This is a genomic window from Rhizobium sp. CECT 9324, assembly GCF_918741265.1.
Classification (GTDB): Bacteria; Pseudomonadota; Alphaproteobacteria; order Rhizobiales; family Rhizobiaceae; genus Allorhizobium.
Genome location: NZ_CAKKMZ010000001.1, coordinates 156,662 through 172,163, shown reverse-complemented (window position 1 = coordinate 172,163; position 15,502 = coordinate 156,662). Strand labels below are relative to the sequence as shown.

17 protein-coding genes are annotated in these 15,502 nt (G+C 58.9%); 10 read left to right on the top strand and 7 right to left on the bottom strand.

The window, feature by feature from the left end; translation table 11 throughout:
- Positions 1 to 57: 57 nt before the first annotated feature.
- Together hisC and LQ231_RS00875 are read right to left on the bottom strand one after the other, a co-directional pair.
- Positions 58 to 1,113 (bottom strand): histidinol-phosphate transaminase, encoded by a 1,056-nt coding sequence (gene hisC / locus LQ231_RS00880; protein ID WP_230169919.1) that lies wholly within the window; start codon positions 1,111 to 1,113, stop codon positions 58 to 60.
- 1 nt (position 1,114) lies between these two features.
- On the bottom strand, positions 1,115 to 2,029 hold the full coding sequence (locus tag LQ231_RS00875; RefSeq protein WP_230169918.1) for a polyprenyl synthetase family protein: 915 nt from the start codon (positions 2,027 to 2,029) through the stop codon (positions 1,115 to 1,117).
- A 218-nt stretch (positions 2,030 to 2,247) separates the two neighbouring features.
- Between LQ231_RS00875 and mtgA the strand changes: the two genes are divergently transcribed.
- From mtgA to LQ231_RS00855, 4 genes are all read left to right on the top strand, one after another.
- The gene (gene mtgA, locus LQ231_RS00870) at positions 2,248 to 2,922 is read left to right on the top strand and encodes a monofunctional biosynthetic peptidoglycan transglycosylase (RefSeq protein ID WP_230173200.1); all 675 of its coding nucleotides are present in this window, start codon (positions 2,248 to 2,250) and stop codon (positions 2,920 to 2,922) included.
- Positions 2,923 to 2,995: 73 nt separating this feature from the next.
- A complete protein-coding gene (locus tag LQ231_RS00865) occupies positions 2,996 to 3,643 on the top strand; it encodes a glutathione S-transferase family protein (RefSeq protein WP_230169917.1) in 648 nt (215 codons plus the stop codon).
- Positions 3,644 to 3,799: 156 nt separating this feature from the next.
- On the top strand, positions 3,800 to 3,985 hold the full coding sequence (gene rpmF / locus LQ231_RS00860) for a 50S ribosomal protein L32 (protein ID WP_007604390.1): 186 nt from the start codon (positions 3,800 to 3,802) through the stop codon (positions 3,983 to 3,985).
- Positions 3,986 to 4,137: 152 nt separating this feature from the next.
- A complete protein-coding gene (locus tag LQ231_RS00855) occupies positions 4,138 to 4,542 on the top strand; it encodes a hypothetical protein (protein WP_230169916.1) in 405 nt (134 codons plus the stop codon).
- 61 nt (positions 4,543 to 4,603) lie between these two features.
- On the opposite strand, the gene phaR is transcribed toward LQ231_RS00855, so the two are convergent.
- Positions 4,604 to 5,182, bottom strand: a complete 579-nt coding sequence (phaR, locus tag LQ231_RS00850; protein ID WP_113142706.1) for a polyhydroxyalkanoate synthesis repressor PhaR — start codon at positions 5,180 to 5,182, stop codon at positions 4,604 to 4,606.
- Positions 5,183 to 5,409: 227 nt separating this feature from the next.
- Here phaR and LQ231_RS00845 point away from each other — a divergent pair, with 227 nt between their 5' ends.
- Positions 5,410 to 6,591, top strand: coding sequence for an acetyl-CoA C-acetyltransferase (locus LQ231_RS00845; RefSeq protein ID WP_113142705.1), 1,182 nt, complete (start codon positions 5,410 to 5,412; stop codon positions 6,589 to 6,591).
- Positions 6,592 to 6,757: 166 nt separating this feature from the next.
- Positions 6,758 to 7,483, top strand: a complete 726-nt coding sequence (locus LQ231_RS00840; RefSeq protein ID WP_230169915.1) for a beta-ketoacyl-ACP reductase — start codon at positions 6,758 to 6,760, stop codon at positions 7,481 to 7,483.
- A 242-nt stretch (positions 7,484 to 7,725) separates the two neighbouring features.
- Here the strand turns inward: LQ231_RS00840 and LQ231_RS00835 are convergent, their stop codons facing one another.
- The 3 genes from LQ231_RS00835 to LQ231_RS00825 are packed head-to-tail and all read right to left on the bottom strand — an operon-like array spanning position 7,726 to position 9,166.
- Entirely contained in the window at positions 7,726 to 7,980 is a 255-nt protein-coding gene (locus LQ231_RS00835; protein WP_113142703.1) for a glycine zipper domain-containing protein, read from the bottom strand.
- Between the two features lie 27 nt (positions 7,981 to 8,007).
- Positions 8,008 to 8,160, bottom strand: a complete 153-nt coding sequence (locus LQ231_RS00830) for a DUF3309 family protein (protein WP_102021035.1) — start codon at positions 8,158 to 8,160, stop codon at positions 8,008 to 8,010.
- Complete coding sequence (locus tag LQ231_RS00825) at positions 8,093 to 9,166, bottom strand: alpha/beta hydrolase (protein WP_230169914.1); 1,074 nt, start codon at positions 9,164 to 9,166, stop codon at positions 8,093 to 8,095. Before LQ231_RS00825 ends, LQ231_RS00830 begins: the two co-directional genes overlap by 68 nt.
- 391 nt (positions 9,167 to 9,557) lie before the next feature.
- Here LQ231_RS00825 and LQ231_RS00820 point away from each other — a divergent pair, with 391 nt between their 5' ends.
- From LQ231_RS00820 to LQ231_RS00805, 4 genes are all read left to right on the top strand, one after another.
- A complete protein-coding gene (locus LQ231_RS00820; RefSeq protein WP_230173198.1) occupies positions 9,558 to 12,677 on the top strand; it encodes a helicase-related protein in 3,120 nt (1,039 codons plus the stop codon).
- Between the two features lies 1 nt (position 12,678).
- Positions 12,679 to 13,092, top strand: a complete 414-nt coding sequence (locus LQ231_RS00815) for an RNA-binding S4 domain-containing protein (protein ID WP_230169913.1) — start codon at positions 12,679 to 12,681, stop codon at positions 13,090 to 13,092.
- Positions 13,093 to 13,282: 190 nt separating this feature from the next.
- Complete coding sequence (fdxA, locus tag LQ231_RS00810; RefSeq protein ID WP_113142699.1) at positions 13,283 to 13,621, top strand: ferredoxin FdxA; 339 nt, start codon at positions 13,283 to 13,285, stop codon at positions 13,619 to 13,621.
- Between the two features lie 392 nt (positions 13,622 to 14,013).
- Complete coding sequence (locus tag LQ231_RS00805; RefSeq protein WP_113142698.1) at positions 14,014 to 14,586, top strand: CarD family transcriptional regulator; 573 nt, start codon at positions 14,014 to 14,016, stop codon at positions 14,584 to 14,586.
- Between the two features lie 156 nt (positions 14,587 to 14,742).
- On the opposite strand, the gene LQ231_RS00800 is transcribed toward LQ231_RS00805, so the two are convergent.
- The gene (locus LQ231_RS00800; protein ID WP_230169912.1) at positions 14,743 to 15,471 is read right to left on the bottom strand and encodes a Bax inhibitor-1/YccA family protein; all 729 of its coding nucleotides are present in this window, start codon (positions 15,469 to 15,471) and stop codon (positions 14,743 to 14,745) included.
- Between the last annotated feature and the right edge of the window lie 31 nt (positions 15,472 to 15,502).

The following is a 15,502-nucleotide window of genomic DNA, read 5'->3' as shown; positions in this document are numbered from 1 at the left end:
CGCTCTGGTATCGTGGCGGGAATTTTTACGATAGCCGGAACCGCAGCACTTCACACGTCAGATGATTTGATCGATCGCGGTCAAAAACTGATGGCATTCCTGATCGGTGCCGATGGTGATGCGCAGATAGTCGGCGATCCGCGGCTTGTTGAAATGGCGCACAAGGATCGCGCGTTCGCGCAAGGCCCTCGCCAGATCGATGCCCTGATGGGCCGGATGGCGGGCGAAAAGGAAATTGGTTTTCGACGGAAGCACCTCGAAGCCGCGCTTTTCGAGCTCTGTGGCAAGCTGATCGCGGTTGGCGACGATCGTGTTGCGGGTCTGATCAAACCAGTCCTTGTCCTCGATGGCGACCGTCGCCGCTGCCTGGGCGATGGCATCAAGGGGGTAGGAATTGAAGCTGTCCTTCATGCGCTCCAGCGCCTCGATCAGCGGGCGCTGGCCGATGGCGAAGCCGACGCGCAGGCCGGCAAGCGAGCGCGACTTGGAGAAGGTCTGCACGACCAGAAGATTGTCGTACTGCTTGACGAGCGTGGCAGCGCTCTCGGCGCCGAAATCGACATAAGCCTCGTCGATCACCACTACCTGGTCACGATGGCTCTCCACGAGGCGCACGATGTCTGCCAGTGGCAAGGCAATACCGGTCGGGGCGTTGGGATTGGCCAGAATGATCGCGCCGCAGGGGCGGTCGAAATCCTCTATGCGGACCGCGAGGCCGTCGATGAGCGGCACTTCCTCGACGGTAATGTCGAAGAGGCGGGCATAGGTCTTGTAGAAACTGTAGGTGATGTCGGGATAGAGCAGCGGCCGATCATGCTTGAGAAGGGCGGCGAAGGTGAAGGCCAGCACTTCGTCGGACCCGTTGCCAACGAAGACCTGATCGGTCTCGACGCCGTTGCAAGCGGCGATCGACTGGCGCAGCTTCAGCGAATTAGGATCGGGGTAAAGTCGCAGGTTGTCGCCGGCCGTAGCCCGGATCGCCTCGATCACCCGTGGCGAGGGACCGAACGGGTTCTCATTGGTGTTGAGCTTGATGAGGCCGGCAATTTTCGGCTGCTCGCCGGCCACATAGGGCTCGAGGTCATGAACGGCGCTTGACCAGAAACGGCTCATCTCAATTCTTTCTCTGTGCAATGAAGCGGGCGGCCTCGGCCAGGCGATCGGCGGCGCTGCCATAGGGGCTCAGGATCTCGTGGGCTTCGCTGACAAGGCGTGCCAGTTCCACTTCAGCCCAATCCCTGCCCTTGAGGGCAACCAGGGTACCCTTGCCCTTGGCGGCGTCCTTGCCGGCTGCCTTGCCGAGGGTGGCGGCATCAGACGTCAGGTCCAGCAGGTCGTCGGCCAGTTGGAAGGCACGGCCGATGACTTCGCCGAAGCGGCGAATACGGGCGCGGTCCTCGCCGGACGTACCGGCGATGATGGCGCCCGCCTCGCAGGCAAAGCGCAGCAGGGCGCCGGTCTTCATCGACTGCAGCAGGATGATGCCGGCTTCGTCCGGCGGGGCCTTCTCGGCGGCGAGATCCAGCGCCTGGCCGCCGGCCATGCCGCCGATGCCGGCTGCACGGGAAAGCTCCAGCACCAGCGCGATCTTGGCGCTGTCCGGCAGGTCCGTCTCGGGGGCCGCAATGATATCGAAGGCATAGGTCAAAAGGCCATCGCCGGCGAGGATCGCGGTGGCATAGTCATAGGCGATATGCACGGTCGGCTTGCCACGACGAAGATCGTCGTCGTCCATGGCCGGAAGATCGTCATGCACGAGGGAATAGCTGTGCAGGCATTCCAGCGCACAGCCGACGCGCAACGCCGTTTTTTCGTCGCCGCCGAACAGACGGGTGCTTTCGATCACAAGATAGGGCCTAAGCCGCTTGCCGCCGTTGAGCGCGCCATAATGCATGGCCTCGATCAACCGGCCGGGACGAGCGATCTCGCTGTCTCTCGGTCGGGCATCGAGAAGTTCCGACAACGTCGCCTCGACCTGTTCGGCCAAGGCGAGGAGGCTTGTTTCGAAGGGAGTGTCCGGGCGGGTCATAGGGGCTATTTGGCATGCGGCCATGTGGCTGGCAACGGGAATCTGCGGGATGAACGCTGCTCCGGTCTGTCGCCGGACTGGTCATTCGTCAACAGGATGGCTATGACAGGCGAGACCCTGAACAACTGGACCGATCTTCGTTGACATTGGAAGCCGAGACCGTGGAGGACGAGAGCCATGCAGCAACCGAGGCAGCAACCGAGGATGAGGGGCGGCGCATACCGCGTTTGATCCGCCGACTGTTGATCGCACTGTTGGTGTTTCTGGTGGCGCCTTACGTCCTGATCCTGATCTACCGGATCGATGTCGTCAGACCGGTTTCAACCCTGATGCTGGCGGATCTGGTGACCCTGCAGGGTTATGATCGCCGCTGGGTTGATTTCGAGGATATTTCGCCCAATCTGGTCCGGGCCGTGATGATGTCGGAGGACGGCCAGTTCTGTGCCCACGGCGGCGTGGACTGGAAACAGATGCGCGGTGTCGTCGACGATGCGCTGGCCGGTGAGGCGACCCGTGGAGCGAGCACCATCCCGATGCAGACATCGAAGAACCTGTTTCTCTGGAACAGCCGGTCCTTTGTGCGCAAGGTGCTGGAAATCCCGCTGGCGATGGTCTCGGATTTCATCTGGCCCAAGCAGCGGATGATGGAAATCTATCTGAATATCGCCGAATGGGGCCCCGGAATCTACGGGATCGAGGCGGCAGCCCAGCATCACTTCAAAACCTCGGCGGCCAAGCTCAGCCCGCGCCAGTCGTCGCTGCTTGCGGTGGCTCTGCCCAACCCGGTGGATCGGGTGGCAAGCAAGCCCGGCAATGGCATGAAGCGGCTCGCGTCCCTGATCGACCGCCGCGCCAAGCGCTCGGGCGCATATATCACCTGCCTTTATGATTGAGTTTCATAAGTTTCATTGGTCCTGAGGCGCGATGGCTCCTAGTTTCGGTTCCAATGCAAACCGGATGCGCGCCATGTCTGACCTGATCCTCTATATCGCCAACAAAAATTATTCGTCCTGGTCGTTCCGGCCGTGGATCGCTATGACCGCCGCCGGAGTGCCGTTCCGGGAAGAGCTGGTCCGGTTCGGGGAGGGTGCTACCAATCCGAAGTTTCGAGAGATCTCGCCCACGGGCCGGGTGCCGGTGCTGCACCATGGCGAACTGAGGATCTGGGAATCGCTGGCGATCATCGAATATGTGGCGGAGCTCTCTCCGCAAGCCGGGCTCTGGCCTTCCGATGCCGGGCATCGGGCGATGGCGCGCTCGATCTCGATGGAAATGCTGTCCGGCTTCCGGGCGCTCAGGGGCGCCTGCCCGATGAATATGCGACGGCCGGTGCGGGCCATCGACCTGCCCGAGGGCGTGGAAGCCGATGTGCGGCGGATCGAGCAGATCTGGCGCGAGATGCGCGCCCTGTCGGGCGGTCCCTTCCTGTTCGGGGCGTTCAGCGCGGCCGACGCGATGTTTGCGCCGGTGGTCAATCGCTTCGTGGCGTATGATCTGGTGCGTGAAGCTGATACGCTCGACTATATGGCGGCGATGCGTTCGCATCCGGCCTGGCTCGCCTGGGAACAGGCGGCCCTTGCCGAAAGCTGGATCGTTCCCGAAGACGAAGCCTGAGCCGGTTTATCGCTAGATTCGAAAAAAGTGTCTCGGGGACTGGTCAAAGGCCTGGATGGCATGTATAAGCCCGCCAAATTCCGAGATCGAGACAGGTGCTGTTCGGCCTCATCTGGGCCGCTGAACCTGTTTTGTCCGTCACGTGGAGTAAGTGAAATGGCTGTACCTAAAAGAAAAACAAGCCCGTCCAAGCGCGGTATGCGCCGCTCTGCAGACGGTCTCAAGGCCCCGACCTATGTCGAGGACAAGAACTCTGGCGAACTGCGCCGTCCGCACCATATCGATCTGAAGACCGGTATGTATCGCGGCCGCCAGGTCCTGACGCCGAAGGAAAGCGCATAATCTTCGGATTTGCGTAAAGCATTTTGCAAAGGCCGGCCTCGCGCCGGCCTTTGCTTTTTGTCGAACGTACCGCTAAATCGTGCGGCAGATCCGCTCGACATCCGGACCCGATAGCCGGTAGGGATCCTGCGCCAATACGAGGGATCCGCCATATGTTTGCCGCCGTGCCTTTGATGCTTGTTCCGCTCGCCTTCTACAATCTGGTCATGATTGGCTTCTGGGGCGGAGGGATTACAGCTTTCTCCGACACCGTGATGTCCGTCGCTATGCTGTCTGGAGCGCTCTGGACGCTGAGCCTCGGCGATGTCCTTGTTCTCGTCGCTCTGGTCGTGCTGTTCATCGAAGTGTTGAAGGCGACGCGCAGCGGCAACGGTTCGTTGCTTAATCACATGCTGTCGATGCTGGTGTTCATCGTCTTCCTGGTTGAGTTCCTGCTGGTGCGGAATGCTGCAACCCCGATTTTCTTCATGCTGATGATCATTGCCTTCATCGACGTCGTGGCGGGTTTTGCCATATCCAATCGTGCTGCCGGGCGGGATGTGTCGATCGGTCTGTGACCATCCGACATGCCGCTGCGCTTGCAGAAAAAAGGCCGCGAGATGATCGCGGCCGTATAGGTCAGAGACTGTCGAGCTTGGTCTGCAGGGTTCGAAGCTGCTCCTTGAGTTCATCAATGTCCTTGGCTTCTGCCTTGCGCGTTTCCTTCGTCGGCTGCTGACCGGCAACGAAGGGCGAGAACATCTGCATCGCCTGCTGGAACATTTCGGTATTGCGCTTGACCTGCTCCTCCAGCAGTTGAATCGGCATCTGCAGGTTCTTCGACATCGGATGATCGCCGAAAGCGCGGGTCATCTGCTCGCGCATCTGAGTCTGCTGCTCTGTAAATGCCGTCATCGAATGTTCGAGAAAGCTTGGAACGACCATCTGCATTTGATCGCCGTAGTAGCTGATCAACTGGCGGAGGAAGGAGATGGGCAGAAGCGTATTGCCGGTTTTGGACTCCTGCTCGAAAATGATCTGGGTGAGGACAGAATGGGTGATGTCGTCTCCGGACTTGGCGTCCTGCACGACGAAATCCTCGCCCTTCTTGACCATCTTGGCCAAGTCTTCGAGCGTCACATAGGTGCTTGTACCGGTATTGTAGAGGCGTCGATTGGCGTATTTCTTGATCACGATATCGCCATCGGCTTTGGCCATGTCTGTCTCCTAACCCGTCGTTTTTCGTTAATTTTTGCTCTTCCCGCCGAGAATGTAAGCGCAAATCAAGGCTGGTGACAATCTCTTTGTGCAATGCACGAAGCGCATTTGACGAAAGTCAGCAAGTTGCAACCAAAGAACGAAAGCGCCGCTCCGATCCTGTTTGACACCGGATGAAACCTTTGTCAGGTTCTTGCGAAAGATCGATAAACTGGAGGAGACGTCCCATGAGCAGCCCATCCATCGTGATCGCCAGTGCGGCCAGAACAGCGGTCGGTTCCTTCAACGGTGCTTTTGCCACCGTTTCGGCCCATGACCTGGGTGCGGTCGCCATCAAGGGTGTGCTGGAGCGCGCCGGTGTCGAGGCGGCTGAAGTCGATGAGGTCATTCTCGGCCAGATCCTGACTGCCGGCCAGGGCCAGAATCCCGCACGCCAGGCGGCCATGAAGGCCGGTATTCCGCAGGAAGCAACCGCCTGGGGTCTGAACCAGCTTTGTGGCTCCGGCCTTCGTGCTGTCGCGCTCGGCATGCAGCAGATTGCAACCGGCGATGCCAAGATCATCATCGCCGGCGGCCAGGAATCGATGTCGATGGCGCCGCATTGTGCGCATCTGCGCGGCGGCACCAAGATGGGCGACATGAAGATGATCGACACCATGATCAAGGATGGTCTGACCGACGCCTTCTACGGCTATCACATGGGAACGACCGCCGAGAACGTGGCGCGCCAGTGGCAGCTTTCCCGCGACGAGCAGGATGCGTTTGCCGTTGCGTCGCAGAACAAGGCCGAGGCGGCTCAGGTTGCCGGTCGGTTCAAGGATGAAATCGTGCCGGTTGTGGTTCCGGGCCGCAAAGGCGACGTGACTGTCGATGCCGACGAATATATCCGTCTTGGGGCGACGTTGGAAAGCATGACCAAGCTTAAGCCCGCATTTGACAAGGAAGGCACTGTGACGGCCGGTAATGCGTCGGGTATCAATGACGGTGCGGCTGCCGCCCTGCTGATGACCGAGGCAGAGGCCGTGCGGCGTGGCATCACGCCGCTTGCCCGGATCGCGTCCTGGGCCACGGCGGGCGTTGATCCGCGCATCATGGGTACAGGCCCGATCCCGGCTTCCCGCAAGGCGCTGGAGCGCGCTGGCTGGAAGGTAACGGATCTTGATCTCGTCGAAGCCAACGAGGCGTTTGCGGCCCAGGCCTGCGCCGTGAACAAGGATCTCGGATGGGATACCTCGATCGTCAACGTTAATGGTGGTGCGATCGCGATCGGCCATCCGGTTGGCGCTTCAGGCGCGCGTATCCTCAATACCCTGCTGTTCGAGATGAAGCGTCGTGGCGCAAAGAAAGGTCTCGCGACCCTTTGCATTGGCGGTGGCATGGGTGTCGCCATGTGTCTCGAAGCGCTCTGACGCCTGGCGAGCGAAGGCATGATTTGCGAGAGCATGGCCTCCCGCATCCTCATCGGAAAATGAGTTTGTCCCGGTTGACGCCGGGACCTCTGATCTGCGTGCAACGTGACGGGAACCACGCTGCCAAATATTGCCAGAAAATCCAGAACAACATGGGGAGGAAGACATGAGCAGAGTTGCATTGGTCACCGGTGGGACGCGCGGTATCGGCGCGGCGATTTCCATCGCCCTCAAGGCCGCGGGCTACAAGGTCGCGGCAAACTATGCCGGCAACGACGAGAAGGCCAAGGCCTTTGAGGCGGAAACGGGCATACCGGTGTTCAAGTGGGACGTCTCAATCTACCAGTCCTGTGTGGACGGGATCGCCTCCGTCGAGGCTTCCCTTGGAGCAGTCGAGGTGCTGGTCAACAATGCCGGCATTACGCGCGACGCGATGTTCCACAAGATGACGCCGGATCAATGGAACGAGGTGATGAATACCAATCTCACCGGTCTGTTCAACATGACGCATCCCGTCTGGACCGGCATGCGCGAGCGCAACTTCGGTCGGATCATCAATATCTCATCGATCAATGGCCAAAAAGGCCAGATGGGCCAGGTGAACTATTCGGCTGCCAAGGCGGGTGATCTCGGCTTCACCAAAGCTCTGGCGCAGGAAGGTGCGGCCAAGGGCATCACCGTCAACGCGGTCTGCCCAGGCTATATTGGGACGGAAATGGTGCGTGCCATCCCGGAAAAGGTTCTGAACGAGCGCATCATCCCGCAAATTCCCGTGGGGCGGCTCGGCGAACCTGAAGAAATCGCGCGCTGCGTGGTTTTTCTTGCGTCAGATGACGCCGGTTTCATTACCGGTTCGACGCTTTCGGCCAATGGGGGACAATTCTTCGTTTGACGAGGGTTGGACTGCCTCTGATTAACGTTTGGCATCCAATCGCAGCGCCCAAACGCTTAATATCCACGGATTTCTATGGTTAAGTAACTGTTATTCCACAATATATAGCGGTGAACAAAGCAGGAAGCCGGTTGCGTCCGCGATTCGTCGCCGATTCGTTCCGGCTTTGATCAAAAGGTTAACTGCGACAAAGAAAAGGCCGCCAAACTCGAGGTTTGGCGGCCTTTTCAGTGGTTAAATTATTAGCGGCAACGCGCTTCGTATGTGCGGCCATAACGGTCGCGATAGACGCAGTAGCCAGCACGCTCCTGGGAGTTGCCGATCAGCGCGCCGGCGACACCGCCGACGGCCGCACCAACGGCTGCACCGCGAACGTTACCTGTGGCCACGCCGCCAATGACGGCACCGGATGCCGCGCCGATGGATGCGCCCCGTTCGGTTGCGGTGCACGATGCGAGGGGAGCAATCAGTGCAAGTGCAAGGATGATCTTTTTCATTGTTCCTGTCCTTTCGACGACGAGGTGTTAGATTCGGCCCATCAGCATCAAGATGATGAGGATGAGAAGTACCAGTCCCAAGCCGCCGGACGGGCCGTAACCCCAGCTGCGACTATGACCCCAGTTCGGCAGAGCGCCGATCAGCAGAAGAATAAGAATAACGATGAGAATGGTGCTCATTGGGGGCCTCTCCTAAGCCTATGGAAAAATTTGTGTTCTGTGCTGCATGAACGCCACCGACTTTGATTTGTTCCATCGACGTGGCGAGAGTTTTGAGCAATTCGTCGAGATGGGTTGGCATCGCAGGGCCGATCATCCGAAGCAGGGACGGCGTGACGCACCTCGTGTGGTGAGCCTGGATGAAGCTTTCCACGATTCGATCCGTCTGCATCTGGTGCTCGACCATCGGAAGATGTCCGCATTGCTGCAGGATGACTGTCTGAGCCTGGGGTAACAGCCTGGAGACATGCAGTTGATGCGCCGGTGGAACGACTACGTCATTCGCACCGACGAGATTGAGGACCGGCATGCGCAATTGCTCCAAATCCGGCAAAAGAGTCGTCCCGGACATGAAATTTATGCATGCCGCGATATCTTCGGAACGGCCACGCAACAGGTTTTCACGGACCTCTTCCATTGCCGCTCGCGATCGTTCGTCCTCCCAGGGGCACGCCTTGTCATAAACGCATTCAATCGATCCCCAGCGAAACTGCTCGCTGGTCGAGATCCAGCGATGAAAGAATTGGCGAAACAAATAGGGTCCGACATGTGGGATGCGCAGCAACCGTGCAGCCAGTCGTTCCTGTCCCTCGAACCGTCCGCAAGCGAAGGCTCCGATCATGATCACCGAGCGCACAAGTTCGGGATGGGCGAGGGCGAGCAGCAGGGCGACGAACCCGCCGGTGGAGTGACCTATCAGCGTTACCGGTCGGCCGTCGAAATCACGGCGGATCGCAGCAGCCAGCGCATCGGTGACCATCAAGCTGGTAATACGTTCGCCCGGCCCATCCAGTATCCAGGGATGATGCCCGGGAAGAGGGTAGGCTGCAGTCCAGCCCTGCCGGGTAATCGTCGGCGCATAAGCATGCCAAAATGCTGGGGCCATGACCATGCCGTGCAACAACACGAAGTCCTGTCCGTCGCTTTTCCGACTAATCCATTCAGCAGGTGGGTGCTTATGTGCCATCTCAGTGATACCTCGGCTACCACAACGCGGTGATCAAAGCCGAGGTTCCATGCACGGAACAGTTCAAATCCAGACGATCGAATGGCTATATTCTGGTTTTTGGCGATTCAGCATATGGTGGTCAAGAACGAGCTTGGTCCGAGATGTAGCCGTGAACAAATCCGGAATTCGCCGGAGTCTGTGATTCGTCTCTGATTCGTTCGCATACTGTTCCGTCGGCTAATTCGCGCGCAAAAAGATGATTCTGATCAAGGGCTTGCGGCCTTTTTCCCGGCTTGGGCGACAAGCAGCTTGCCTTTGGTGCACTTCATCGCCATTTGTTGCCCAGGGTCGCCCCCCCCCTTTGGTACGGCGGCCCTGTGAACTGGAGCGGTCTTTGAATACCCAACCCATGATCCTGAGTGGCCGCAGCGTGACAGCCGTGCTGGGGCCAACGAATACGGGCAAGACCCATTTCGCCATCGAGCGCATGGTTGCGCATGGATCCGGGATCATCGGACTGCCGTTACGACTGCTTGCCCGCGAGGTTTATACTCGTGTCGTTGAGCGCGTTGGCGTGCAAAATGTCGCGTTGGTGACCGGCGAGGAAAAGATCTCGCCGCCGAATGCGCGCTTCTCGGTTTGCACTGTCGAGGCGATGCCGCGCGAGACCAAAGCGTCTTTTGTGGCGATCGACGAAATTCAGCTCGCCGGTGATCTCGAGCGCGGGCATATCTTTACCGATCGGCTGTTGCATTTGCGCGGACGGGACGAGACGCTGCTGCTTGGTTCGGCAACGATGAAATCGATCCTTATTCAGCTTCTGCCCGGCATTACCATCGTCGAGCGGCCGCGCCTGTCGCAGCTTTTTTATGCCGGACAGAAGAAGATCACCCGGTTGCCACAGCGCACGGCGATCGTCGCCTTCTCGGCCGATGAGGTTTATGCAATTGCCGAATTGATCCGCCGTCAACGGGGCGGTGCTGCCGTCGTACTCGGTGCACTGAGCCCGCGCACCCGCAACGCCCAGGTTGGGCTCTACCAGGAAGGTGATGTCGAATATCTCGTTGCAACCGACGCCATCGGCATGGGCCTCAACCTTGATGTCGACCATGTGGCATTCGCCCAGGATCGAAAATTCGACGGCTTCCAGTTTCGCAATCTGAATGCTGGCGAGCTTGGGCAGATCGCAGGCCGCGCCGGTCGGCACCTGAAGGATGGAACCTTTGGGGTGACCGGGCGGGTCGATCCCTTCGACGACGAGTTGGTCGAACGGTTGGAGGCGCATCAGTTCGACCCGGTCAAGGTCCTGCAATGGCGAACTGCGCATTTCGATTATTCTTCGGTAGCGGCGTTGCGGCGCAGCCTGGATGACGCGCCGAAGATTGCAGGATTGACAAGGGCCTTGCCGGCCATCGATCAGCAGGCGCTCGAATATCTGGCACGATATCCAGAAGTGATCGATCTTGCCAATCGGCCCGACCGGGTCGAGAAATTGTGGGAGGCCTGCGCGCTGCCCGATTATCGGCGCATTACGCCCGCACAGCATGCTGACTTGATTCAGAGCCTGTTTTTCGATCTGGTTCGTCAGGGTGCGGTAAACGAAGATTTTCTCGCCGAGCAGGTCCGCAGAGCCGATCGGACGGACGGGGAAATCGATACACTATCCGCGCGAATCGCGCAGATCAGAACTTGGACTTATGTGTCGAACCGGCCGGGTTGGCTTGCCGATCCGACACACTGGCAAGAAAAGACGCGGGAAATCGAAGACCGATTGTCCGATGCGCTACATGAACGGTTGACGAAACGCTTTGTTGATCGCAGGACATCTGTGCTCATGAAGCGCTTGAGAGAGAATGCAATGTTGGAAGCTGAAATCAGTGTGAACGGTGATGTCTTTGTAGAAGGACATGCCATGGGACAACTCTCCGGTTTCCGGTTCACGCCGATTTCCGGTGCCGAAGGTCCGGATGCCAAGGCAATACAGGCGGCGGCCCATCGGGCCATGGCGCTGGAATTCGAAGCGCGTGCTGCGCGGCTTCATGCCTCCGGCAACAATGATCTGGCGATCGGATCGGATGGACTGGTACGTTGGGTCGGTGATCCGGTGGCGAAGCTGTCCGGAAGCGATCATATCCTGCACCCGCGGGTGATCCTGCTGGCTGACGAACAGTTGACCGGCAATGCACGCGATCACGTTGCCGCCCGTATCGAACGTTTCGTCAATCATCATATCTCGACGATCCTGAAGCCGCTCGACGATCTGTCGCGTGCAGAGGATCTTCAGGGCCTGGCCAAGGGGCTTGCCTTCCAGCTGGTTGAAAATCTGGGTGTGCTGTTCCGTCGTGACGTGTCCGACGACGTCAAGTCGCTCGATCAGGACGGCCGCGCTTCGATGCGCCGCTACGGCGTGCGTTTCGGCGCCTATCACATCTTCATGCCGGCTTTGCTCAAGCCTGCCCCGGCCGAGTTGATCTCGCTGCTCTGGGCGTTGAAGCACGATGGTCTCGACAAGGCGGGCTACGGTGACCTGATCCCAGTGTTGGCCGCCGGCCGTACGTCGGTTGTCACCGACCCTACTTTCGAGCGGATGTTCTACAAGCTCGCCGGTTTCCGGTTTCTCGGCAAGCGTGCCGTGCGCATCGACATCCTTGAGCGTCTGGCCGACCTGATCCGTCCGCTGCTGCAGTGGAAGCCCGGTTCGCCGGCGCGTCCGGACGGCGCCTATGATGGTCGCCGCTTCACCACGACAACAGCCATGCTGTCGATTCTGGGTGCGACGCCGGATGATATGGAAGAGATCCTGAAGGGTCTCGGATATCGCGCCGACAGCGTATCGGCCGAAGACGCAGCCGTTTTCCTTGCCGCCCAGACCTCTGGTGGCCCAGTCGCGTCTGAAGCTGCCAGCGAAAAGAATGAAGACGATAGCGTTGACGACGCCGATCACACTGCTGCGGAAGCACCGACTGCGGAAACATCGGCTGTCGAGACACCTGCAGTCCAGGAAATCGCCAGCGAAACACCCGCTGGCGAGACGTCCGCTACCGAAGCACCAGTAGAGACGATTGAGGCTATCAACGGCGAGCCTGCGATTGTGGATGCCGATGTGGCGCCTGCCGAGCCCAAGCCAGTCCTGCTCTGGCGTCCGGGTGGTCGCAGCGACAATCAGCGCGGTGCTAGACCGGCTGGAGATCGTCGCCCGCAAGGCCAGCGCACGGCACCAGCCGGCGAAGGCAAGACCGAAGGCCGTCGCGACGATCGGCGCCGCGATGGTGGCCGTACCGAACAGGGTGCGGGCGCAAAGTCGCGTGACAACACCAATCGCGGCAACGCCAGCAACACGGGCAAGGGCGATCGCCAGGAGCGCGGTGATCGTCAGGATCGCAAGGATCGCGGCCCGCGTCCGGAGCGCGATAACAACAAGTCGCAACCGGCTCGTTTCGAGGCAAAGCCGCCCCGTAAGGAGAAGCCGCTGGATCCGGATTCGCCGTTTGCCAAACTCGCTGCCCTTAAGGAACAGATGAAGAAGTAAGATGGACGAGGAACAGTCACACACCGGTTCGCGTCAGCGCATCGACAAGTGGCTGTTCTTCGCCCGTGTGACAAAATCACGCAGCCTTGCTCAGGCGCGTGTGGCGAGCGGGCATGTGCGCGTCAATGGCCAGCCCGTGCGGCAACCCAGCTATCAGATCAAGCCTGGTGATCGGCTGGAGATCAATGTGGGAGAGCGGCAGCTGATCCTGGTGGTGCGTTTGCCAGGCGAAAGGCGTGGTCCCTACGAGGAGGCCCGTCACCTCTATGAGGACGTTTCGCCGCCGCCGAAGAAAAGAGACGCCTTCTCACCGATGGAACAGGCCGTGCGCGCACCCGGCGCCGGCCGGCCGACCAAAAGAGACCGTCGGGCGATCGAAGATTTGCGCTCCGGGCCGGACTGGGGCGATGATTAGAAAATTTGTGGCCGTTGCGGCTAAATAGCGAATTGATAATCCTTGCCTTGAGCTTGAGAACACAGTAGCTCACAACGCTGTCCAATAGACCTTACCGATGGGGACACAGGTGTTACGTCTGGGCAAATGGCCCGGAATGCAACAATGCAGTCGTTTCCCACCCGTGCCTAACGCCATTCTGGAGTGCCGCATGACCTATATCGTCACAGACAATTGCATTCGCTGCAAATACACCGATTGTGTCGAGGTCTGCCCGGTCGATTGTTTCTATGAAGGCGAGAACTTCCTCGTCATCCATCCGGATGAATGCATCGACTGTGGTGTTTGCGAACCGGAATGTCCGGCTGAGGCTATAAAGCCGGATACGGAGCCGGGTCTCGATAAGTGGCTCAAGATCAATACGGATTATGCGAAGATCTGGCCGAATATCACGGTCAAGAAAGAGCCGATGCCTGAAGCCAAAGAAATGGATGGCGTCGCCGGTAAATTCGAGAAATACTTCTCTGAGGAACCGGGTTCCGGTGATTGAGCTTTCGGCCGGAGTTGCCTATTTGGCAAATTGCCCGTTGCACAGTTTTTTGGCTTATTGGCGTCCCATCAGGCGCCAAGTTCGCCATGATTGTGACGGTCGACAGTAAAATATTGATTTCCTCGTCTTTTTGTGATAGCCTCTTAAAACTGTTCCACTTTGCGGCATAGTTGTGCCCAGAAACATCACGAAAGCAACTTCACCATCGACCGCGGTCTCCGTGACATAAACGACATTTGCGTGTCGTGTCTCTGTCGCGACGAGGGGGATGTTTGTTTTGTGACGTATTGGATCAGGATGGAATAACCTGGCGGTTTCTTCCATCTCATCCGGGCCTGACCGACCCGGCGCCGGCATTATGCCGGGAGCAAAACAGGGAGTTTTTGAATCGAATGACGACCCAGCAGAAAAAATCCTCGGCACGCCACGGTTTCAAGACCGGCGAGTCGATTGTCTACCCGGCACATGGCGTCGGTACCATCACCGCTATCGAAGAGCAAGAAGTGGCCGGCATGAAGCTTGAGCTTTTTGTTATCGATTTCGAAAAGGACAAGATGCGCTTGAAGGTTCCGGTTGCCAAGGCCGTGAGCATCGGTATGCGCAAGCTGTCCGAAACCGACTTTGTCGAGCGCGCTCTCAAGGTTGTACAGGGCAAGGCTCGCGTCAAGCGCACCATGTGGTCGCGTCGGGCTCAGGAATATGATGCCAAGATCAATTCCGGCGACCTGATCTCGATTGCAGAGGTCGTCCGCGACCTCTACCGCGCCGAGAACCAGCCGGAGCAGTCTTACTCCGAGCGTCAGCTGTATGAAGCTGCTCTCGACCGCATGGCGCGGGAAATCGCCGCCGTGAACAAGATGTCCGAAACCGAGGCCGTGCGTCTGGTCGAGGTCAATCTTGCCAAGGGCCCGAAGCGTGGCAAGACCATTGAAGAAGAAGACACCCAGGAAGAAGAAGCGGCATAAGCCGATCCTCTCATGGGTCACCTCTAAAAAGCCTCCGGTGCGAACCGGAGGCTTTTTTGTGTCTGCCGTTTGCAGAGACTGGCGGATCAGGCAATAAAAAACCCCCGCCGAAGCAGGGGTTTCCATGACTATAGGCAGAGCCGAAGTCGGTACTGGTCAGTTGCGGTTTCCGAGGAAGCGCAGCATGAACAGGAACAGATTGATGAAGTCGAGATAGAGGCGCAACGCGCCCATGATGGCGTTGCGGCCAGCCGTCTCCTGGCTATCGGATTCAGCATAGGCAGCCTTGATCGCCTGCGTATCATAGGCGGTCAAGCCGGCGAAGATCAGCACGCCGATCACCGAGATGGCGAAGTCGAGCGCCGAAGAGGCCATGAAGATGTTCACGACCGATGCGATGATCAAGCCGAACAGACCCATCATCAGGAACGAGCCCATGGCCGAGAGGTCACGCTTGGTGGTGTAGCCATACAGCGACAGGGCACCGAAGGACGCGGCCGTGACGAAGAAGGTCTGGACGATGCTGGCGCCGGTGTAGATCAGGAAGATCGACGACAGCGACAGGCCCATCAGGGCGGCATAGACCCAGAAGGTCATCTGCGCAGAAGCGACGCTCATTTTGTGGATGCGGAAGCTCAGGAAAAACACCATGGCGACGGGTGCCAGGATCACGACCCAACGCAGCGGCGAACCGTAGATCGCCTGGGCGAATGCCGGGCTGGACACGGCCATCTGGAAGGTTGCGTAAGCGGCAATACCGGTGATGGCAAGGCCCAGCGCCATGAGGTTGTAAACCTTGAGCATGTAGGCGCGCAGACCTTCGTCGATCATCGTCGCCGACTGGGTCTGGCCCGCACGGCTCTGATAGTTGCGAAGTTCAGACATTGGTTTCCTCTTTCAAGCTCCGATGGATGAC